The 16,796-nt window shown below is 69.4% G+C and carries 16 protein-coding genes and 4 pseudogenes; 10 read left to right on the top strand and 10 right to left on the bottom strand.

Going from position 1 to position 16,796, the window contains the following annotated elements; genetic code table 11:
* Nucleotides 1-54 precede the first annotated feature (54 nt).
* The 3 genes from ACTWP8_RS23370 to ACTWP8_RS23360 all read right to left on the bottom strand — a co-directional run bounded on the left by ACTWP8_RS23370 (nucleotide 55) and on the right by ACTWP8_RS23360 (nucleotide 1,812).
* Nucleotides 55-714: a hypothetical protein gene (locus tag ACTWP8_RS23370; RefSeq protein ID WP_443324097.1), complete on the bottom strand. Its 660-nt coding sequence runs from the start codon at nucleotides 712-714 to the stop codon at nucleotides 55-57.
* Nucleotides 714-923: a hypothetical protein gene (locus ACTWP8_RS23365; RefSeq protein WP_443324096.1), complete on the bottom strand. Its 210-nt coding sequence runs from the start codon at nucleotides 921-923 to the stop codon at nucleotides 714-716. The genes ACTWP8_RS23370 and ACTWP8_RS23365 overlap by 1 nt, the downstream gene beginning before the upstream one ends.
* A 718-nt stretch (nucleotides 924-1,641) precedes the next feature.
* Complete coding sequence (locus ACTWP8_RS23360) at nucleotides 1,642-1,812, bottom strand: hypothetical protein (RefSeq protein ID WP_443324163.1); 171 nt, start codon at nucleotides 1,810-1,812, stop codon at nucleotides 1,642-1,644.
* Between the two features lie 73 nt (nucleotides 1,813-1,885).
* On the opposite strand from ACTWP8_RS23360, the pseudogene ACTWP8_RS23355 reads away from it, so the two are divergent.
* Nucleotides 1,886-2,008 (top strand): annotated as a pseudogene (locus ACTWP8_RS23355) (acyltransferase family protein); the annotation flags it as partial.
* A gap of 80 nt (nucleotides 2,009-2,088) precedes the next feature.
* Here ACTWP8_RS23355 and ACTWP8_RS23350 read toward each other — a convergent pair.
* A complete protein-coding gene (locus ACTWP8_RS23350) occupies nucleotides 2,089-2,247 on the bottom strand; it encodes a hypothetical protein (protein ID WP_443324095.1) in 159 nt (52 codons plus the stop codon).
* A 581-nt stretch (nucleotides 2,248-2,828) separates the two neighbouring features.
* On the opposite strand from ACTWP8_RS23350, the gene ACTWP8_RS23345 reads away from it, so the two are divergent.
* A complete protein-coding gene (locus tag ACTWP8_RS23345) occupies nucleotides 2,829-3,449 on the top strand; it encodes a hypothetical protein (RefSeq protein WP_443324094.1) in 621 nt (206 codons plus the stop codon).
* A gap of 35 nt (nucleotides 3,450-3,484) precedes the next feature.
* Here the strand turns inward: ACTWP8_RS23345 and ACTWP8_RS23340 are convergent, their stop codons facing one another.
* Together ACTWP8_RS23340 and ACTWP8_RS23335 are read right to left on the bottom strand one after the other, a co-directional pair.
* Nucleotides 3,485-3,997, bottom strand: coding sequence for a DUF5956 family protein (locus ACTWP8_RS23340; RefSeq protein ID WP_443324093.1), 513 nt, complete (start codon nucleotides 3,995-3,997; stop codon nucleotides 3,485-3,487).
* A gap of 1,646 nt (nucleotides 3,998-5,643) precedes the next feature.
* The gene (locus tag ACTWP8_RS23335) at nucleotides 5,644-6,018 is read right to left on the bottom strand and encodes a transposase family protein (RefSeq protein ID WP_443324092.1); all 375 of its coding nucleotides are present in this window, start codon (nucleotides 6,016-6,018) and stop codon (nucleotides 5,644-5,646) included.
* Between the two features lie 525 nt (nucleotides 6,019-6,543).
* On the opposite strand from ACTWP8_RS23335, the gene ACTWP8_RS23330 reads away from it, so the two are divergent.
* Entirely contained in the window at nucleotides 6,544-6,690 is a 147-nt protein-coding gene (locus tag ACTWP8_RS23330; protein ID WP_443324160.1) for a hypothetical protein, read from the top strand.
* 148 nt (nucleotides 6,691-6,838) lie between these two features.
* Here ACTWP8_RS23330 and ACTWP8_RS23325 read toward each other — a convergent pair.
* The 4 genes and pseudogenes from ACTWP8_RS23325 to ACTWP8_RS23310 all read right to left on the bottom strand — a co-directional run bounded on the left by ACTWP8_RS23325 (nucleotide 6,839) and on the right by ACTWP8_RS23310 (nucleotide 11,180).
* Nucleotides 6,839-8,297: pseudogene (locus ACTWP8_RS23325) on the bottom strand (aldehyde dehydrogenase family protein).
* A 79-nt stretch (nucleotides 8,298-8,376) separates the two neighbouring features.
* Nucleotides 8,377-9,606 carry an MFS transporter gene (locus ACTWP8_RS23320; RefSeq protein ID WP_443324091.1) on the bottom strand — a complete coding sequence of 410 codons (1,230 nt, stop codon included), beginning with the start codon at nucleotides 9,604-9,606 and terminating at the stop codon, nucleotides 8,377-8,379.
* Between the two features lie 68 nt (nucleotides 9,607-9,674).
* Nucleotides 9,675-10,347 (bottom strand): annotated as a pseudogene (locus ACTWP8_RS23315) (alpha/beta hydrolase).
* A gap of 89 nt (nucleotides 10,348-10,436) precedes the next feature.
* A complete protein-coding gene (locus ACTWP8_RS23310; protein WP_443324090.1) occupies nucleotides 10,437-11,180 on the bottom strand; it encodes an IclR family transcriptional regulator in 744 nt (247 codons plus the stop codon).
* A gap of 106 nt (nucleotides 11,181-11,286) precedes the next feature.
* Here ACTWP8_RS23310 and pcaH point away from each other — a divergent pair, with 106 nt between their 5' ends.
* The 7 genes and pseudogenes from pcaH to ACTWP8_RS23275 all read left to right on the top strand — a co-directional run.
* Nucleotides 11,287-12,063, top strand: coding sequence for a protocatechuate 3,4-dioxygenase subunit beta (gene pcaH, locus ACTWP8_RS23305; protein ID WP_443324089.1), 777 nt, complete (start codon nucleotides 11,287-11,289; stop codon nucleotides 12,061-12,063).
* The gene (gene pcaG, locus ACTWP8_RS23300) at nucleotides 12,056-12,604 is read left to right on the top strand and encodes a protocatechuate 3,4-dioxygenase subunit alpha (protein ID WP_443324088.1); all 549 of its coding nucleotides are present in this window, start codon (nucleotides 12,056-12,058) and stop codon (nucleotides 12,602-12,604) included. Before pcaH ends, pcaG begins: the two co-directional genes overlap by 8 nt.
* Nucleotides 12,601-13,788 carry a lyase family protein gene (locus tag ACTWP8_RS23295; RefSeq protein WP_443324087.1) on the top strand — a complete coding sequence of 396 codons (1,188 nt, stop codon included), beginning with the start codon at nucleotides 12,601-12,603 and terminating at the stop codon, nucleotides 13,786-13,788. The genes pcaG and ACTWP8_RS23295 overlap by 4 nt, the downstream gene beginning before the upstream one ends.
* Nucleotides 13,781-14,533, top strand: a complete 753-nt coding sequence (locus tag ACTWP8_RS23290; protein ID WP_443324086.1) for an alpha/beta fold hydrolase — start codon at nucleotides 13,781-13,783, stop codon at nucleotides 14,531-14,533. The genes ACTWP8_RS23295 and ACTWP8_RS23290 overlap by 8 nt, the downstream gene beginning before the upstream one ends.
* On the top strand, nucleotides 14,530-14,916 hold the full coding sequence (gene pcaC / locus ACTWP8_RS23285) for a 4-carboxymuconolactone decarboxylase (protein WP_443324085.1): 387 nt from the start codon (nucleotides 14,530-14,532) through the stop codon (nucleotides 14,914-14,916). Before ACTWP8_RS23290 ends, pcaC begins: the two co-directional genes overlap by 4 nt.
* The gene (locus ACTWP8_RS23280; RefSeq protein ID WP_443324084.1) at nucleotides 14,913-16,109 is read left to right on the top strand and encodes a 4-hydroxybenzoate 3-monooxygenase; all 1,197 of its coding nucleotides are present in this window, start codon (nucleotides 14,913-14,915) and stop codon (nucleotides 16,107-16,109) included. The genes pcaC and ACTWP8_RS23280 overlap by 4 nt, the downstream gene beginning before the upstream one ends.
* A pseudogene (locus tag ACTWP8_RS23275) lies at nucleotides 16,109-16,720 on the top strand (beta-ketoacyl synthase N-terminal-like domain-containing protein); the annotation flags it as partial. The gene ACTWP8_RS23280 and the pseudogene ACTWP8_RS23275, both read left to right, overlap by 1 nt.
* Nucleotides 16,721-16,796 lie beyond the last annotated feature (76 nt).

Here is a 16,796-nt window from a genome sequence, read left to right as displayed (position 1 = left end):
CGAACAAGAGGGGCCGGGCAGTCGAACTTCCTGCCCGGCTCCTCTTCTCATGGCCTACGTGCGCGGAATCTCGTGATAGCTGATGGTGTCTTGCCAAACGAACAGTGTGCCGTGCTGCTTTCTGAGCTCGGGCAGCGTGACGCCGTCCGGCTCCGCCTCGCATCGGTGATAGATATCTCCAGCCTTGCTGCATGGTTCCGGAAGCTGCAACTCTTCGTTGGGAACATCCCAACTCAGCGAACCATCATGTGCGCTCGAGAGGCTCGGGGGATACGCATGCGGCTTCGCGTAGCGCTTCTCCTCCTGGTACCTCAGCGCGGTCTCGACAGAGCCCTTGGTCCATTTCACTGGCGTGTCCGTGGACGCCAGCTTCCGAATCACCTCAGGTACCGGGCGGCCCGGCGCGAAGTAGAGGTGCACCCTCATCCTGCACGACATCGCCGACTGAACTGGGGCACCATTGTCAGGGATGATCTGGCTGTGGCCGCGACTGCACCGGTCCTCCACCGTGAGCCGGGCCGGTTTGATCCATGAGATGTCCCGCTGGAAGCGGGCTGCCTCCGCCCGCAACTCCCGCTCAGTCTCGGCTCGCTTCGCCTGAACCTCATCCGAAGCAGCGGCCTTCTCCAGCCTCGCGGTCTCCGCACCACCGGCGCACGCGCTGGCCCCGAGCAGGGCGAAAACGACCAGTAATCCCGCCGTTCCGCGCTGCATCAGTGGCCGCCGGTGGGCCGGTCGCAGCTTCCGCCCGGGCCGGGTTCCGCGTACCGGCCGTGGACCTCGGTCGTCACTTCCTTGGCATCGACGCTGCCGGATATGCAGGCGTCGCCGATGTACAGGCCGTAGGAGGTTCGGTCCCCATCGTCGCGGACGAAGAGACTGTGTTCTCGGGTGCAGCCCAGGAGGGCCAGTGCCGCGGTCACGCCGCGGACACTGTGATCCCCTGGATCCTGATCCTGTCCAGCGCTGCGTTGACCTGCGCTGCAGACGCCTCGCTTCTCGCTGTCTGTTCCGGGCCGAGCGGGGCTCGCATGCGGTACGCGTGGTTGTCCTCATAGTTGGGGTTCTCCGGCTCCGGGACGCCGTTGCTTTCCCGCGATCTGTCTGAGGACGAAGTAGATCCCAGCGATGAGGGGGTGTCAGGAAGCTGCGCGCAGCGCGGCGCTGGACTTTGCCGCGGCTGGCGGGTCGGGCTGGGTCGCCTATTTTCGCCGTCCGCCCTGGACTCTGTATGAGCGCTGCATGCGGTCGCTGTCAAGAGTATGAGGACGGCTGCCGTTGTCGCACGGCGCATGGTGGTCATAGGCATAGTGTCGGGATAATTGCTCACTGTGTCTTGAGTATGCATACTCAGGCCTGTGGCCCCCTGATGTATGGCGGTTTCCAGGGGCCGCAGGCACATTCGCCAGCCAATGCCGCCACCGGCGGTTCCCGGTGGGAAATCAGCTCTGTTTGGCCGGGGCGCTGGCTTGTCGGCGGCGGCTGACGTTTCTCGCCAGGAGCGAGTCAGACAACGAGGCGTCGGTCCCCGATCCGAATCCCCTGGGCATCATGGCGGCACCCGGGATTGCGATGAATACCTCCTTCACCAGGGCGCCGAGGGGCGCCGGCCCATCGGCCGCCACCCCGTCTCGGTCGTGCTCAGGGCGGCTTGGGCCAGAACTGCACCAGATACTCCTCAACTCCCCTGGCCGTACTGGACTGCTCGGACAACGCCTCGGCCTCACGGCGCCCGGCACAGCACACGCGCACCCGCCACGAGCCACCCGTGCCGGCCAGCGTGATCACCTCATCCTGGCGCCCCAGGCTCATCGACCACGGACCACTTGAGCGGCGACGAAGCGTACTCCTCGCGCCGCACCCGCCGTTACCTGCGCCGTCGGCCACCCCACCTGTGCAGCGGCACTTCCGCTTCTCCATGGAGCCGAAGATGGAATGGGCCTTCAAGCGGGACGCGGCCGAGCTGGCCCGTAACCGAGTGACGGCCGGACCACGTCGCCACGGCTGAGTGCGCTTGATTTCTACCGCCTCTGCCGCGCACAGCAGTGCCCTTGGATGGTGTGGGTCAAGGCAAGAGGCGCAGAGCCATCAGGCCCACGGTCGCCTGGGAGCCGTTGTGCGCGCCTCCCAGGGGAGGTGCAAGCGCCCGATACCGGCACGGGTAGAGGCATTGTCCAGTGATCGCAGCACGGTGACGGCCACCACGACCCCGGCGGCGAGCAGCCACGCCATGCCTTTCCCGCTCATGCGTTCCTTCCTCGTGCGACCGGCGTCTCGGCAAGGTTGCACAATTCCGCGTTCGGGCCTGCGGCACACCGGGCCGAGGTCGGTTCGGCGGCTCGCGCCGACTCGCCTGTCGATTTGAATGCCAGGCCAACATTGGGTGACTGTGTGCCCAATCATCGTCAGCAGCCCAATTGCGACGTCTTCGTAATCGAGACCTTTTCGGAGCTGTCGAGCTGTCAGCGCACCACCGGAACTGAGACAGTCAACCCAGCTTCGCTCAATCTGACACTTCGCCAGATACCTCATTACCATTGAACCTTCACTTAATTCCCATCTGTCCAATAAAGCACTGTCGTGCGTGCTCGCAATAGCCTTATCATCTCTATTCCGCGCCGTAATCACGAGGAGGCAGGATGCGCTTATCCACAACAATCGTCTCGTGCGCAACCCTGATCAGCTCCATGATGCTCTTCGCTCCATCCTCGTCCGCCGAGGAGCCGTGGCGTCCGCTACGTGGCGGCGGCGAAGGCATACGAGCATGTGTGGACCGCGCGCAGCAGATGAGACCGCAGGCGTGGACATGCACCGGTGGCACCCTGACCGTGACCGCCGATAAGAACGGCAAGGCGATCGACGAGACCTATGCCGTAGCCGACGACTACCGAACTACAGCCCCTGTGCCAGCGGGATCTGTGGGGCCGTTGGAGGACGACTACGACACCTGGTGCGAGAACGGCACCATCTGCGGCAGGATGGTCGACGAAGAGGGCTTCATCGCCGAGGCCAAGGGCAACGTCGCCTACGGTAACCAGGACGGCGTCATCGGGACCTTCGACCTCATCCTTCGCCAGGCATTCGATGGCCCGTGGCCCCGGTGGCGCACGGCGCTGGACTGGGACAGCGGTCCGCAAGTCCAACCCGGTGAGTGGACCATCGACTGCCGTATCAACATCAGCTGGGGCTCGGACGACTACTGCGGCAACAACCCTGCTTACTTCTCCTCCATCGACCTTGGCTATCAGCGCACTTGGTGGCCTTCGAGCAGGGGCTACGCCTACAACGAGGGCCCACTGCGCGACGGCCGTAGGTACCATGACGATGAGAAGGGCGAGTTCTACGCCTATGGGTGGGACGGAGTCTGGAGCATCGGGGTCCTGCACACCGGCCGGTGGCACGAGTGCGACCAACTGTGCCGGTACTACCAGGTGCCCTGGGAGGCATGAACTGGATCTTTAGCATGGAGGACCAGGTCCACTAACTAACCGGCCAGTCTGTGCAGTTCTTCGGCGACCAGAAGAACGAACTCGGCGCTGAGCCTCTCGACGCCCCGGGACTCAGTTATGCGGTCCAGGTGACGAACCATCTCTTCGACCGCGGCAAAGCCGGCGAAGGGCCGCAGGAACCAGATACGGCCGATCGGACGGGGAACGGGTACCCCGATATCCTCGAGCTCAGCGTTGGCTTCTTCCTCCCACGCCCCGAGCAGTGCCGGGGTCCACCTGATGCGCTGCCGGGGCAGGGGGGTCCCTTGCGGGTCGATGGAGTAATCGATGCATTTCTGCCAGGCGTAATGGGTTGAGCGGTTCGGCACCCAGGTGCGGTGCTGCGGGGGCCATATACACGGCAAAAATTGCCACCTGGGGCCCAGCCTGGAGTACCAGCCTTGCTCGTGCAGGGCTATGATTTCCGGGAGCTGGTTAACCTCAAGATCGGCATTGTCCGGATGGCCTTTGGCGAGCGGATGTGGTTCTTCGTTCCATCCCCAGTCCATGATGACATCGTGACAGAGTCGGCTGGTATGAGCCGTACGAACCGGCCATGGGTGGTATCGACGCGGGCCCGAGTATGCGCACCGCGGGGGTCGCGCCACAGGGACCAAGGCCTCGTTTCCGCCCTTGGACTGCTGCGCCGTTCCCTGCAGCCCCTCACCTGCCTCTCACAGATCTCTCACGGACTGGGTGCCACAAGGCGGCAGACGGTGTCATGCTGGTGGTAGTGAAACAGGACCTGACCTGCACCACCTGGACGCAGCAGGAGTGGCGATAACAGGGCGTCAGGCCGTGTCGACCGCTGGGGGTCAAGGGGTCGCAGGTTCAAATCCTGTCGTCCCGACTTGCGAATCCGCAGGTCAGAGGCCGTTTTCCGATCATTCGGGAGCGGCCCTTGTCGTACGTGCGTTTGCTCCCACGTGGGAGCCCTCTGGGAGCGCTCGTGCTCCCACGCTCCCAAGGTGTCAATCACGCCCGATTCGTCCGTCGCCCGATCCGGTCGATGTGTCCGGCCCGTCGCGGCGGTAGTGCGCGGTCGTCAACCCTGGGGCGCCGTTGGTCGCCCGTTCGCGGTCCGTGGACGTGTGTGCGGCATGGTGGGCGCGAGCCAAAGAACCCTTGTCGCTGGGTCGGACCCCTTGGCCGCTTCCAAGAGGGGCGTTGCTGCCATGCGACGCCCTTGTCTGCAAGTCCGGGGGCGAGAAGGCACGGTGTTGGCTTTGTAATCGAGCAGCTCACGGCATGTGGAGGGCGTCGATGTCGGCCGTCGTCGTGGTTCAAGAAGAGGTAATGCCCCTTGCCGACGGCCTTCATATGTTGACTCCCCAAGGCGCGAGCGCCGTAGACGGCTGTGACGGGCCGTTGGCCGCCGCTACTCACCTCATGCGACGAGGGAAACGACAACCCAGTGCGGGTCTTTCCCAGCGTCAGATTGGGGCGTGGTGAAGGACAACGACGGTCTTCTTCGCTGTTGGTGCTGCAGCGCAGTTTCCGCTGTGCCGCCGGCCGCCGCTTGAGCTGGATGCCAGGGGAAGGCGCCGGACGGGGTGGTCGGTGTCCCGATACGCCTTGTTGGCCAAGCACTTGAGGCTGGACTCGGCGATCGCGTCGATGATGCCGTGCTCCCGCCTTGAGGGCAGGTCGTGGGTCGAGCTGGGCAGTGCGGGCAGGCCTGCAGCAGCCGTCCGAAGGGATCGGCCACCACTTGGACGTTCACGCCGTGGCGTTCGTCTCGGAGTAGTAGGGGGTGCCGGCGGCGATCGGTTAATCGACAGTAGTGTCCCGTCCAGGGTCGCGAAGGTTCGATGGCCGACGTCCCGGACGGCTTCAGCGGGGGTCAGGGCGAGCGCGGCCAGGTTTTCAACGGCTTCGCGTACGTGGAGGTAGGCAGTCGCGACTCCGATGCTGACCCCGGCGTACAGCTCGACTCGTCTGCTATCGGGCCCCTGACCTGGGGCAAACACGCCCGGGTCGGGGGCCGCTACCCGATTTCGCAGTACCCGGCTGACCTGGGGTTTTCCCGGGAGTTCCCGCGTGTTTGTGCATTGAAGATCAACCATCCTGAAGTCGCTGGTCGCGGGGCGGGTGTGGGTCGTTGATCGTGTGCCCGTGCTGGTCGGGGGCGGCTGTCGGAGCTCAAGATCGTCTGTCAGGTGGTGACTTCGGTGCGGGTCAGGACGAGCAGAGCCCGCAGCAGCGTGGTCGCGTAGTGGGGCGACATGCGGAGCTTGGTCAAGATCCTCCAGTTCTTCAGGTGGGCGAAGGCGTGCTCGCAGACCGCGCGGACGGACGCGATCAGCTTGTTGACCTGCTTCTTCGCTTTCGTGAGGGGTTTGGTGCGGGCGGCCTTGTAGCCGGTGATGACCACCGGGTTGTCCGCGTCGTCGTCCAGGCCGACGAAGCCGAGGTCGCCGATCGGGCTGAGTTCGTGAGCGCGTAGGCGCTCGACGAGGTGGTTGTAGCGGGCGGTGGTGATCTCCGAGGAGCGTCCCGGGGGCCGCGGAGACCCACAGCAACCTGCCACGCTCGTCGGTGAGGGCGAGGAAGAGCAGGCCGTGGACCTTGTGTTTCCCGCTGTAGTTGCGCCGGTTGTCGCTTCCGGTGCGGCGCCGGGTGCGGATCAGGGTGCCGTCGATCAGGACGACGTGGCCACCCTTTCGGATGACCTTCTTCAACGCGCGGTCCAGCCGCTCGGCCCGCGCGGCGAGCAGGCCCATCACCTCGATCACCCAGCGGCGCACCGTCGTGGCGGAGACGCGGTTGCCGCCGGCCGTATCGGCGAGGCGCTGGTCATGACGCAGGACCGCGAGGACGATCGCGGCAATCTGTCCGGGCGGCAGCTTGCGCCACCGCGAACGGATCTTCTTCAGATGGCCGCGCAGCACATCACCGATCAAGGTCAGGGTGGCCGTGGACAGCGTGAGGCTGGACTGGTAGACAACCGTCTCAGTGCTCCAGCGGGGCTGGTTTTCTTTGACATGAACTATCAACTGCCGCCAGGGGCACGCACGTTACGGCCCCGGCCACACGCTGTGGGAACTCCCGGGTCATCCAGCGACTCGAGGGTGGCGGACTTCTGCAGAAGGACCAGAGCGCAACCGACCGCCGCGCCAGCATGGCCAGACTCACCGACGCCGGCCGCGAGGCCCTCGAGGGCGCTGCCCCCTCCATGTCGAGACGGTTCGTCGCCACGTGATCGACGTGCTGACGCCCGCCCAGGTCAACCAGCTCCGTGAGATCGCTGGCGCGATCCTCACCCGCGTGGCGCCGCCGAGACGTGTGAGCAGGTCTTCCGGCGCTACGGCTGAGGCGGCCATGAGCGGTCACCTCCCGGTGCGGTCGGCTCAGAACGGGTAGCGAGCGGGCTCGCCGCGCATCGTGATCCACCGGGTCTCGGTGAAGGCCTCGATGTTGGCCTCGGCGCCCCCGAAGCGGGAGCCGGTGCCGGACGCCCGGACGCCACCGAAGGGCGCGTTGGCCTCGTCGTTGATCGTCTGGTCGTTGATGTGGACGATGCCGGTCGGGATCTGCTCGGCGACCGCAAGCCCCCTCATGACGTCCTTGGTGACGATGCCCAGGGACAGGCCGTACTCGCTGGCGCCGGCGAGCTTGACCGCGTCCTCGACCGAGCTGACCTTGGTGATGGGCGCGACCGGGCCGAAGACCTCCTCGGCGTACGCCGGCGCGGTGAGCGGGACGTCGGCGAGCACGGTGGGCTTGTAGAACAGGTCCTCGTACGTGCCGCCGGCGGCAATGGTGGCGCCGGCATCGGCCGACCCCGTGACCAGGCTGTGGATCTTGTCGCGCTGGCCGGCGTCGATGATCGGGCCGAACGCAACCTCCTCGGTGGCGGGGTTGCCGACCGGCAGGTGGCTCGCCTTCGCGGCGAGAGCCTCCACGCAGTCGTCGTGGATGCTGGCGGCGACCAGGTGACGACCGGTCGTCATGCAGATCTGGCCCTGGTGGAAGAACGAGCCCCACGCGGCCAGGTTGACGGCGGCTTCGACGTCGGCGTCGTCGAGCACGAGCAGGCCGGAGTTGCCGCCGAGCTCGAGGTGGGCACGCTTGAGGTGCTTGCCGGCCAGCTCGCCGATGCGGCGGCCGACGCCGGTGGATCCGGTGAAGGAGATGACGCGGATGTTGGGGTCGGTGACCAGCGCCTCTCCCACGTCGGCGCGACCGGGCAGCATCTGGAGGACGCCCGGGGGAAGCCCGGCCTCCTCGAAGATGCGGGCCATCAGGGTGCCACCAGTGACGGCCGTGCGCGGGTCCGGCTTCAGGATGACCGCGTTGCCGAGTGCGAGTGCGGGGGCAACCGAGCGGATGCCGAGGATGATCGGCACGTTGAACGGCGCGATGACGGTCACCACGCCGGCCGGCATCCGGCGGGACATGGACAGGCGCGGCTGCTCGGACGGGATGACCTCCCCGAAGGGGCGGCTCGGCAGGCTGGCAGCCTCGTAGCACTCCTCGGCCGCGACATGGAGCGCGAAGCCGGCCATGCCGGGGACGGCGCCGACCTCGCGGACGTTCCAGCCGGTGATCTCGTCGGCGTGCTGCTGCCAGAGGTCGCCGGCCCGCCGCAGGACGGCGGCGCGCGCCGTGTGCGGCAGAGCCGCCCACGCTCGCTGGGCCTCCGCGGCGACGGCCGCGGCCTCGGTGACGTCAGCGGCCGAGGCCAGGCCATCCGGCCCAGCTCGGCGTGGCGGGCTCGACGACGGCGTAGTCGCCGCCCTGGCCCGGCTGCCACTGGCCGGCCTTGAGGATGTTGCCGGACCAGTCGACGGAGTCGAGAAGGGACATGATGATGGGCTCTTGGTGGTTGGCGCCGTTGGTGGCGGAGTGGGTCATCGGACAGGGGGTTGCCGGGTGGGCAGGTGGCTCACACGCCGGTCGCCTCGTCGGGATGTGCCGGCACGGTCAGCAGGGCCAGCAGGGCGACCACGGCTGCTCCGGCGAAGGCGTAGAACCCCCACGGGTAGGCGAGACCCGCGGTGAGCAGGGTGCCGCCGAGGAACGGCCCGACGATGGCGCCGACCCGGCCGACGCCGGCGGACATGCCGAGCGCCGTGCCGCGGATCCGGGCGGGGTAGAGGTGGCTGACGAACGCGTAGACCAGCACCTGCGCGCTGAACACGAAGATTCCGGCGGCGAGCACCGCGCCGTACACCAGCAGGCTGCTCTCCATCTTGATCGAGAGCAGCGCCAGCATTGCCGCGGCGATGCCGAACCACATCACCACGGTCTGCTTGTTGCCCCGGGTGTCGGAGATGCGGCCGGCGAGGAGGAGTCCGATCACCGCGCCGACATTGAGGGTGAGGAGCAGCCCGAGCCCGGCGTCGAGCGAGTAGCCGGCCGCGCCCATGATCGTCGGCAGCCAGGTGTTCAGGCCGTAGACCAGAAGGAGTCCGCAGAACGACGCCGCCCACAGCCCCAGGCTCACCCAGAGCAGGCGGCCGCGGACGACCTCGGAGGAGCGGACCTTCTCCGTCTCGACGGTCCGCAGGTAGGCCTGCGACTCCGGCAGCTTCGCCCACATCGCCGGCACGGTCAGCAGACCCGCGACGCCACCGATCACGAACATCGCCTCCCAGCCCAGCTGCGGGATCAGCCAGAGGGCCAGCAGTGCGGTGAGCACGGCCCCGACGTGGTAGCCGGTCATCATCCGCGTCATCGCCGTGCCCGAGCGCCCCTGGCGGGCGTGCTCACTCATGAACGCCAGCGCTGTGGGCAGGCAGGCGCCCAGGCCCAGTCCCGCCAGGAAGCGCAGCACGATGAACGTCGTGGCGTTCGGCGCGAACGCCACGGCCAGGGTCAGCAGCGAGAACAGGGTGATGCTCCCGATCAGCGTCTTACGCCGGCCGAACCGGTCGGCCAGCGGGCCGATGGTCACGGCTCCGATGCCGACACCGACCAGGCCGAGGGTGGCGGCCGTAGTGACCGACGCCTTCGTGAACCCGAGCGCGCCGGTCTCGACCAGGGTCGGGATCACCGCGCCGAGGACGACGAGGTCATAGCCGTCCAGGGCAACGGCGAGCCAGCAGAGCAGGACTGGCCAGAGGCTTCGGACGCCGGCCGCGGGCGCGGCGGACGAGATGGTCGGTGCGGGCACAGAAATCTCCTTCGGGTTGGTTCCCCCGAGTTGATGTCATACGTCGAGGCGGCTGCGTCAGCCGCGCGTCACACGGCGGCGGTGATGCCGGCGATGTGTCGCGCGAGGGCCGCGGGGTCCACGAGGAAGGGGGAGTGGCCCGTCGCCATGCGCACGGTGGTGTCGGCTGCCTCGGACATCGCCTCCTGGGCGAAGGGCGGAATCGCCGCGTCGTTCTCGCAGAGGATGTAGGCGCTCGGAATCGTGGTCCACCCCGCGGCCGCGAGCGGCTGGGTGAACGAGTCGAGCGACTGCAGACCCAGCCGGGCGCTGGCCACTGCGGCCACGTCGGCCGGGCAGTCCTGGTAGAAGATCGCGACCGGGTCGGCGACGTCGACCGTGCCGGCCTCCTCGTCGATCACCCACCACGGGGGCGGGGTGCCGCCGACGGCCTGCAGGATCGACACGCCCTCGGGGAGCATGAAGGCGGCGAGGTAGATCAGCTGCTCCACGTTCTCCAGGGCCGGCCGATGCCTCCGTGATCACCATACCGCCGTACGAGTGGCCGACCAGCGTGACCGGACCGTCGATCGCGCCGACGGCTGCCTGCACCGCCGCCGCGTCAGCGTGGAGGTCGGCCAGGTCGTCGACGCGACCACTGCTGGGGAGATCGATCGCGTGAACGGTGAAGCCCTGCTCGGTGAGCAGCGGGATGAGCGCGTCCCAGTACTGGGCCGAGTGCCAGGCGCCGTGGACCAGCATGAGGTGTCGAGTCATGAGAGGAACCTACGGAGACCAACGCCCTGTGACGTCGACACACTTCCGCCCAATGGAAGGCTCGGGCAAGTTTTTCAGAGCCTGCGCCCGATCGACTGTGCGGCGACCCGGAGGGCGCCGTACAACCGCTGCTCGCTTCCCTTGAGCGAGGCGACCACCAGTCCGAGGGAGGCGACCACCTGATCGTCGTGGTGGATCGGCACGGCGATCGAGCAGGCCCCGAGGCTCATCTCCTCGTTGGTGGTGGCGTAGCCCTTCTCGAGCACCTGCCGCAGCTGCCGGCGCAGCACCCCCGGCTGGATGATCGTGTAGCGGGTGACCCGGGTGAGGTTGCCCAGCGCCTCGTCCTGGATCTCGGCGGGGGCGTAGGCGAGGAGGACCTTGCCGACCCCGGTGGCGTGGAGCGGCAGGCGCGCGCCGACCTTGCTCACCACCGGGACGGACCGGTTCCCGCGCAGCCGGTCGAGATAGACCACCTCGGTGCCTTCACGCACCGCGAGGTGCACGGTGGCCAGGGTTGCGCCGTACAGGTCGTGGAGGAAGGGCTCGGCGACCTGGCGCAGGCCCGTCTCCGCGGGCGCCAGGTGGCCGATGTCCCACATGCGCCGGCCGAGGACGTAGTCGCCGGACGTCAGGCGCTCCAGCGCGCCCCACTGGACGAGCTCGGCCAGGAGCCGGTGCGTCGTGGCGAGCGGAAGCTCCGCGCGTGCAGCGATGGTGCTGAGCGACATGGTCCGGTGGCTCTCGTCGAACGCGCCCAGGATGGCCAGCGCCCGGCTTGTCACGCTCGCGCCGAGCTGTCGGCTGTTGCCCGCCATCGCTGCCTCCATCCGTCGGGAACGAGTTCCCCTGATCATCGCCCCGATTTCACTGGGTGAAAAGGGGGCGTCGCGGCCGGGCTGCCGCCCCACCTAGCGTGGCAGTGTGACGACCACCACCATCACCGCTGCTCCGGAGCTGGAGCCGCAGGCGCGGATCAGTGCCGAGATCTCCGAGGTCCACGCTGCAACCGCGCCCGGCTCCCCGCAGCCGCGTATCGACTTCACGCCGTACCGCAGCTCGCTGCTGCGCCACCCCACGAAGGATCCGCGGCACGTCGACCCCGAGGGGATCGAGCTCGTCGCGCCGGTCTTCGGTCACTCCGACGTCAGCCCGGTGGAGGCCGACCTCACGATCCAGCACGGCGGCGAGCCGGTCGGTGAGCGGATGCTGGTCACCGGTCGCGTCCTGGACGGCGACGGGCGCCCGGTGCGGCACCAGCTGGTCGAGATCTGGCAGGCCAATGCCGGCGGTCGCTACATCCACAAGCGCGACCAGCACCCCGCCGCCATCGACCCGAACTTCACGGGCGTGGGGCGCTGCCTGACCGACGACGAGGGCAACTACCGTTTCACCACGATCAAGCCCGGCCCGTACCCGTGGCGCAACCACCACAACGCCTGGCGGCCCGCGCACATCCACTTCTCGCTGTTCGGCACCGAGTTCACCCAGCGCCTGGTCACCCAGATGTACTTCCCGGGCGACCCGCTGCTCGCGCTCGACCCGATCTACCAGTCGATCACCGACCTCGCCGCGCGCGACCGGCTCGTCGCGACGTACGACCACGACCTGACCACCCACGAGTGGGCCACCGGCTACCGCTGGGACATCGTGCTGTCCGGCACCCACGCGACCCCGCTGGAGCGTGAGGACCATGAGTGAGGCAATCGCGCCGACCCCCGGGCAGACCGTCGGGCCGTTCTTCCACGACGCCCTCCCGTACGACGGCGACAGCGCCCTCGTCCCGCCGGGATCGGCCGGGGCGGTGCGGCTGCACGGCACCGTGTACGACGGCGACGGCACGCCCGTCCCCGACGCGCTGATCGAGATCCGGCAGGCCGACGCCGCGGGCAGGATGCCCCGCGTCGAGGGCTCCCTGCACCGCGACGGGCGTTTCACAGGCTGGGGCCGGTCGGCGACCGACGCGTCCGGGCGCTACGCGTTCACGACCGTCGTCCCGGGCGGAGTCGACGGGGGCGCGGCGTTCTTCGCGGTCACCGTCTTCGCGCGCGGGCTGCTCGACCGGCTCTTCACCCGCGCCTACCTGCCGGGGGAGTCCGACGCCTTCCTCGCCGGCCTACCGGCTGCTGACGCCGCGACGCTGCAGGTCGCGCCGGATGACGACGGTGCCCTGCGCTTCGACATCTACCTGCAGGGCGAGCACGAGACCGTCTTCCTGCGCTACCCGCGGCAGGGCGGATGAGCGGCCTGCTCCGTCCCGGGGCGCACCGTGCGGTCGGAGTCGCCGACGACGGCGCCGTACTCGCCGCGCTGCTGCGCGTCGAGGTGGCCTGGGCCCGGGCGCTCGTCGCGGCCGGGATCGCCACGGACGCCGAGGCCGCGAAGGTCGCGGAGGCCGCGGCCGGTCTCGACGTCGACGTCGCGGGTCTGACGGTCGCGGCGGAGGCGGCGGGCAACCCTGTCGTCCCCGTCGTCACGCTGCTCCGCGAGGCGGCGGGAGATGCGGCGGCTGCGGTGCACAAGGGACTCACCAGCCAGGACGTCCTCGACACCGCGCTGGTGCTGCTGGCCCGCGACGCGGTCACCCGGCTCCGCGCCGACCTCGTCGTCACCGGCGACCGGCTGGCCGACCTCGCCCGAACCCACCGCGACGACGTCGCCGTCGCGCGGACCCTCACGCAGTGGGCCGTGCCCACCACCTTCGGGCTGCGGGCGGCCGAGTGGCTGGCCGGCGTGACCGACGCTGTCCGGCTGCTGGACGGGCTCACGTTCCCCGTGGAGTACGGCGGCGCCGCGGGCACCCGTGCGCTGCTGGCCGACCTCGCCGGCCCCGGGGCCGGAGCCGCGGCCGCCGTCCTCGCCGGCGAGCTCGGACTCGCGCACGTGGACCTGCCGTGGCACACGCGGCGCACGGCAGTGACGACGATCGGCGACGCGCTGGTCACCGCCACCGACGCGCTCGGCGTCGTCGCCTCAGATGTGCTGCTCCTCGGCCGGCCCGAGGTCGCCGAGGTCCGCGAGGGCGCCGCCCCCGGACGCGGCGGCTCGTCGACCATGCCGCACAAGCAGAACCCGGTGCTCTCGGTGCTGGTCCGCTCCGCCGCCCTCCAGGCGCCAGGGCTCGCTGCGGCGCTGCACCTGGCCGCAGCCGGCGCCGTCGACGAACGCCCGGACGGTGCCTGGCACGCCGAATGGCCCGCCCTGGCGCGGCTCCTCGAGCTGACTGTCGCCGGCGGCAGCCAGGCCGCCGAGCTGGTCGTCGGCCTGCAGGTCGACACCGCAGCGATGGCCCGCCGGGCCGAGGCTGCCTCAGACGCGTTGCTCGCCGAGCGCGGCCCCGGCGAGCCCGACGTCCGCGGCTATCTCGGCGACGCCCCCGCGCTCGCGGATGCTGCCGTCGCCGCGTGGGAGGCGCAGCGTGCCTGACCTGACCCTCACCTACCCGCAGCTCGCCGGCGACGACGCCGCCGAGCGCCTGCTCGTCGTCGGGCCCTCCCTCGGCACCGGCGTCGCACACCTCTGGGGCCGCTGCGCCGCACTGCTGCCACCGACCTGGCAGGTCGGCGGCTGGGACCTGCCAGGCCACGGCTCGGGGGCCCCGGTGACCGAGGCCTTCGAGATCACCGACCTCGCCGCGGCCGTGCGCGACCGGGCTGCAACGATCGCCGCCGGTCGTTCGGCCGCCTACGCCGGCGTCTCGCTCGGGGGTGCGGTCGGCTTCACGCTCGCCCTCGACCCCGGCCCCTTCGACGCGGTCGTCACCCTCGCCTCCGCCCCGAAGATCGGCACCCCCGACACCTGGCACGAGCGAGCGGCGTACGTCCGCAAGGCGGGGACCGCCGCGATGGTCGAGGGCTCGGCCGCCCGATGGTTCGCGCCCGGGTTCCTCGAGCGCGACCCGGCGACCGGGAGCGGCCTGCTGATCGCCCTGCAACACGTCGACGACGAGTCCTACGCCCTCGCCTGCGAGGCCCTGGCCGCGTACGACGTCCGCGACCGGGTCGCCTCCGCGAAGGTCCCGACGCTGGTGGCCGGGGGAGCCCACGACGTCGTCGTCACGCCGGACCAGGTCGACCTCGTGATCGACGGTGTCGCGCACCTGCCGCCCGCCGAGGACCCCGCCGCGACGGCCGAGCTGATCATCACCCACCTGACCCAGGAGCAGCGATGAACGACCCCTACGACGTGGGCATGAAGGTCCGCCGCGATGTGCTCGGCGACGCCCACGTCGACCGCGCCGAGGCGGCGAAGACCCCCTTCACCGAGGACTTCCAGGCGCTGATCACCCGCTACGCGTGGGGCAGCGTCTGGAGCCGCCCCGGGCTGGACCGGCGCAGCCGCTCGGTCGCCGTGCTCACCGCGATGCTCGCCCTGGGCCACTGGGAGGAGTTCGCGATGCACGTGCGTGCCGCGCGCACCAACGGACCGACCGACGAGGAGATCGCGGAAGTGATCCTGCAGTCGGCGATCTACTGCGGCGTTCCCGCCGCCAACCACGGCTTCGCGGTCGCGAAGCAGGTCCTCAGCGATCTCGACGAGCAGGAGCAGGCATGAACCGCACCACCACCGACGTCGCCATCGTCGGAGCCGGCCCGGCCGGCCTGATGCTCGCGCACCTGCTCCAGCGGGCCAGCATCGACTCGGTTGCGATCGACATTCGCAGCCGCAAGGAGATCGAGGAGACCCACCGCGCCGGCATCCTCGAGCAGGACAGCGTCCGGATGCTCCTCGAGTCGGGTGTGTCCGACCGGGTCCTCCGGGACGGCTTCCAGCATGCGGGCATCGACCTCGGCTTCGGTGGCAGCGGGCACCGCATCGACTTCGAGGCGCTGGTGGGCGCCACCGTGCAGCTTTACCCGCAGACCGACGTCTTCATCGACCTGGCCGACGCCCGGGCGCGTGACGGCGGCGACGTGCGGTTCGGCGTGAGTGACGTCTCCGTCGCGGACCTGACCACCGACCGCCCGGTCATGCGGTTCACCGACGCCGACGGTGTCGCCCACGAGGTCGCCGCGCGCGTCCTCGTCGGGTCCGACGGCTCGCGCAGCATCTGCCGCCACGAGTTCCCCGAGGCGCAGCGCCGGCAGTTCTTCCGCGAGTATCCCTTCGCGTGGTTCGGCATCCTCTGCGAGGCGCCGCCGTCGAGCGAGGAGCTGATCTACAACCACTCGGACCGTGGCTTCGCGCTGATCAGCCAGCGCACCGAGTCGCTGCAGCGGATGTACTTCCAGTGCGACCCGTCCGAGGACGTCGCCGACTGGTCCGACGACCGGATCTGGGAGGAGCTCCAGGCCCGCGTCGGCGCCAACGGCTACACCCTCAAGGAGGGGCCGATCACCTCGAAGGTGGTGCTGCCGTTCCGCAGCTTCGTCCAGGAGCCCCTGCGCCACGGCAACCTCGTGCTCGCCGGCGATGCCGCCCACACCGTGCCGCCCACCGGAGCGAAGGGCCTCAACCTCGCCCTCGCCGACGTCCGCGTCCTCGCCGAGCAGCTCGAGCGGCACCTGCGCCACGGCGCTGAGGACGCCCTCGACCAGTACGCCGAGCGAGCGCTCCAGCGGGTCTGGAAGGCGCAGCACTTCTCGTACTGGATGACCACCATGCTGCACCGGCTGCCGGAAGCCAGCGACTTCGACGTACGGCGCCAGGTGGGTGAGCTGACCTCCGTGACCAGCTCGACCGCGGGGTCGACCTACCTGGCCGAGGGCTACACCGGCTGGCCGACTCGAGAGCAGGGGATCCTGTGATGCACTCCTTCGTGTACTCCGCCGTTCCGTACTCCCTTCGGCCGGTTCAACGGCGGCCTGGCCGGCGTCCGTCCCGACGACCTCGGCGGTGCCGTCATCAGGTCGGCCCTCACCCGCACGCCGGACCTCGACCCGGCGGCGATCCGCGACATCGTCTGGGGCAACGCGAACGGCGCCGGTGAGGACAACCGGAACGTCGGGCGCATGGCAGCCTTGCTCGCCGGGCTGCCGGTGAGCGTGCCGGCGACCTCGGTCAACCGGCTCTGCGGCTCCAGCCTCGACGCCGTGATGGCCGGCTCGCGCACCATCGAGACCGGCGACGCTGACATCGTCCTCACCGGTGGCGTGGAGTCCATGACCCGCGCCCCGTGGGTGCTGCCCAAGCCCGACCGGGCGTTCCCGGCCGCCGACATGGCGGCCGTCTCGACCACGCTCGGCTGGCGCTTGGTGAACCCGAAGATGCCGAAGCAGTGGACCGTCAGCCTCGGCGAGGCCAACGAGCAGCTCCAGGAGCGGTTCGCCATCTCCCGCGAGCGCCAGGACGAGTTCGCAGCCGGTCGCACGGGCTGGCGCACCGAGCCTGGGAGGACGGTTTCTACGACGACCTCGTCGCCGCGGCTCGTCGAGATCGAGTGTGCGGGGCAGGTCGGCGAGGCCGGGGCTGGTGGTGGCGCGCAGCATCGCGGC

Origin of the sequence: Streptomyces sp. 7N604 (genome assembly GCF_052245475.1) — a bacterium.
GTDB lineage: Bacteria > Actinomycetota > Actinomycetes > Streptomycetales > Streptomycetaceae > Streptomyces.
This window is presented reverse-complemented; position numbering and strand designations above follow the sequence as displayed.

Excerpts from the sequence above, each read along its gene's own strand:
- ACTWP8_RS23295 (WP_443324087.1), top strand. The coding sequence starts at position 12,601 with ATGAGCGGCCTGCTCCGTCCCGGGGCGCACCGTGCGGTCGGAGTCGCC.
- pcaG (WP_443324088.1), top strand. The coding sequence starts at position 12,056 with ATGAGTGAGGCAATCGCGCCGACCCCCGGGCAGACCGTCGGGCCGTTC.
- ACTWP8_RS23350 (WP_443324095.1), bottom strand. The coding sequence starts at position 2,247 with ATGAGCGGGAAAGGCATGGCGTGGCTGCTCGCCGCCGGGGTCGTGGTG.
- ACTWP8_RS23360 (WP_443324163.1), bottom strand. The coding sequence starts at position 1,812 with ATGAGCCTGGGGCGCCAGGATGAGGTGATCACGCTGGCCGGCACGGGT.
- ACTWP8_RS23280 (WP_443324084.1), top strand. The coding sequence starts at position 14,913 with ATGAACCGCACCACCACCGACGTCGCCATCGTCGGAGCCGGCCCGGCC.
- ACTWP8_RS23370 (WP_443324097.1), bottom strand. The coding sequence starts at position 714 with ATGCAGCGCGGAACGGCGGGATTACTGGTCGTTTTCGCCCTGCTCGGG.
- ACTWP8_RS23340 (WP_443324093.1), bottom strand. The coding sequence starts at position 3,997 with ATGGACTGGGGATGGAACGAAGAACCACATCCGCTCGCCAAAGGCCAT.
- pcaC (WP_443324085.1), top strand. The coding sequence starts at position 14,530 with ATGAACGACCCCTACGACGTGGGCATGAAGGTCCGCCGCGATGTGCTC.
- ACTWP8_RS23310 (WP_443324090.1), bottom strand. The coding sequence starts at position 11,180 with ATGGCGGGCAACAGCCGACAGCTCGGCGCGAGCGTGACAAGCCGGGCG.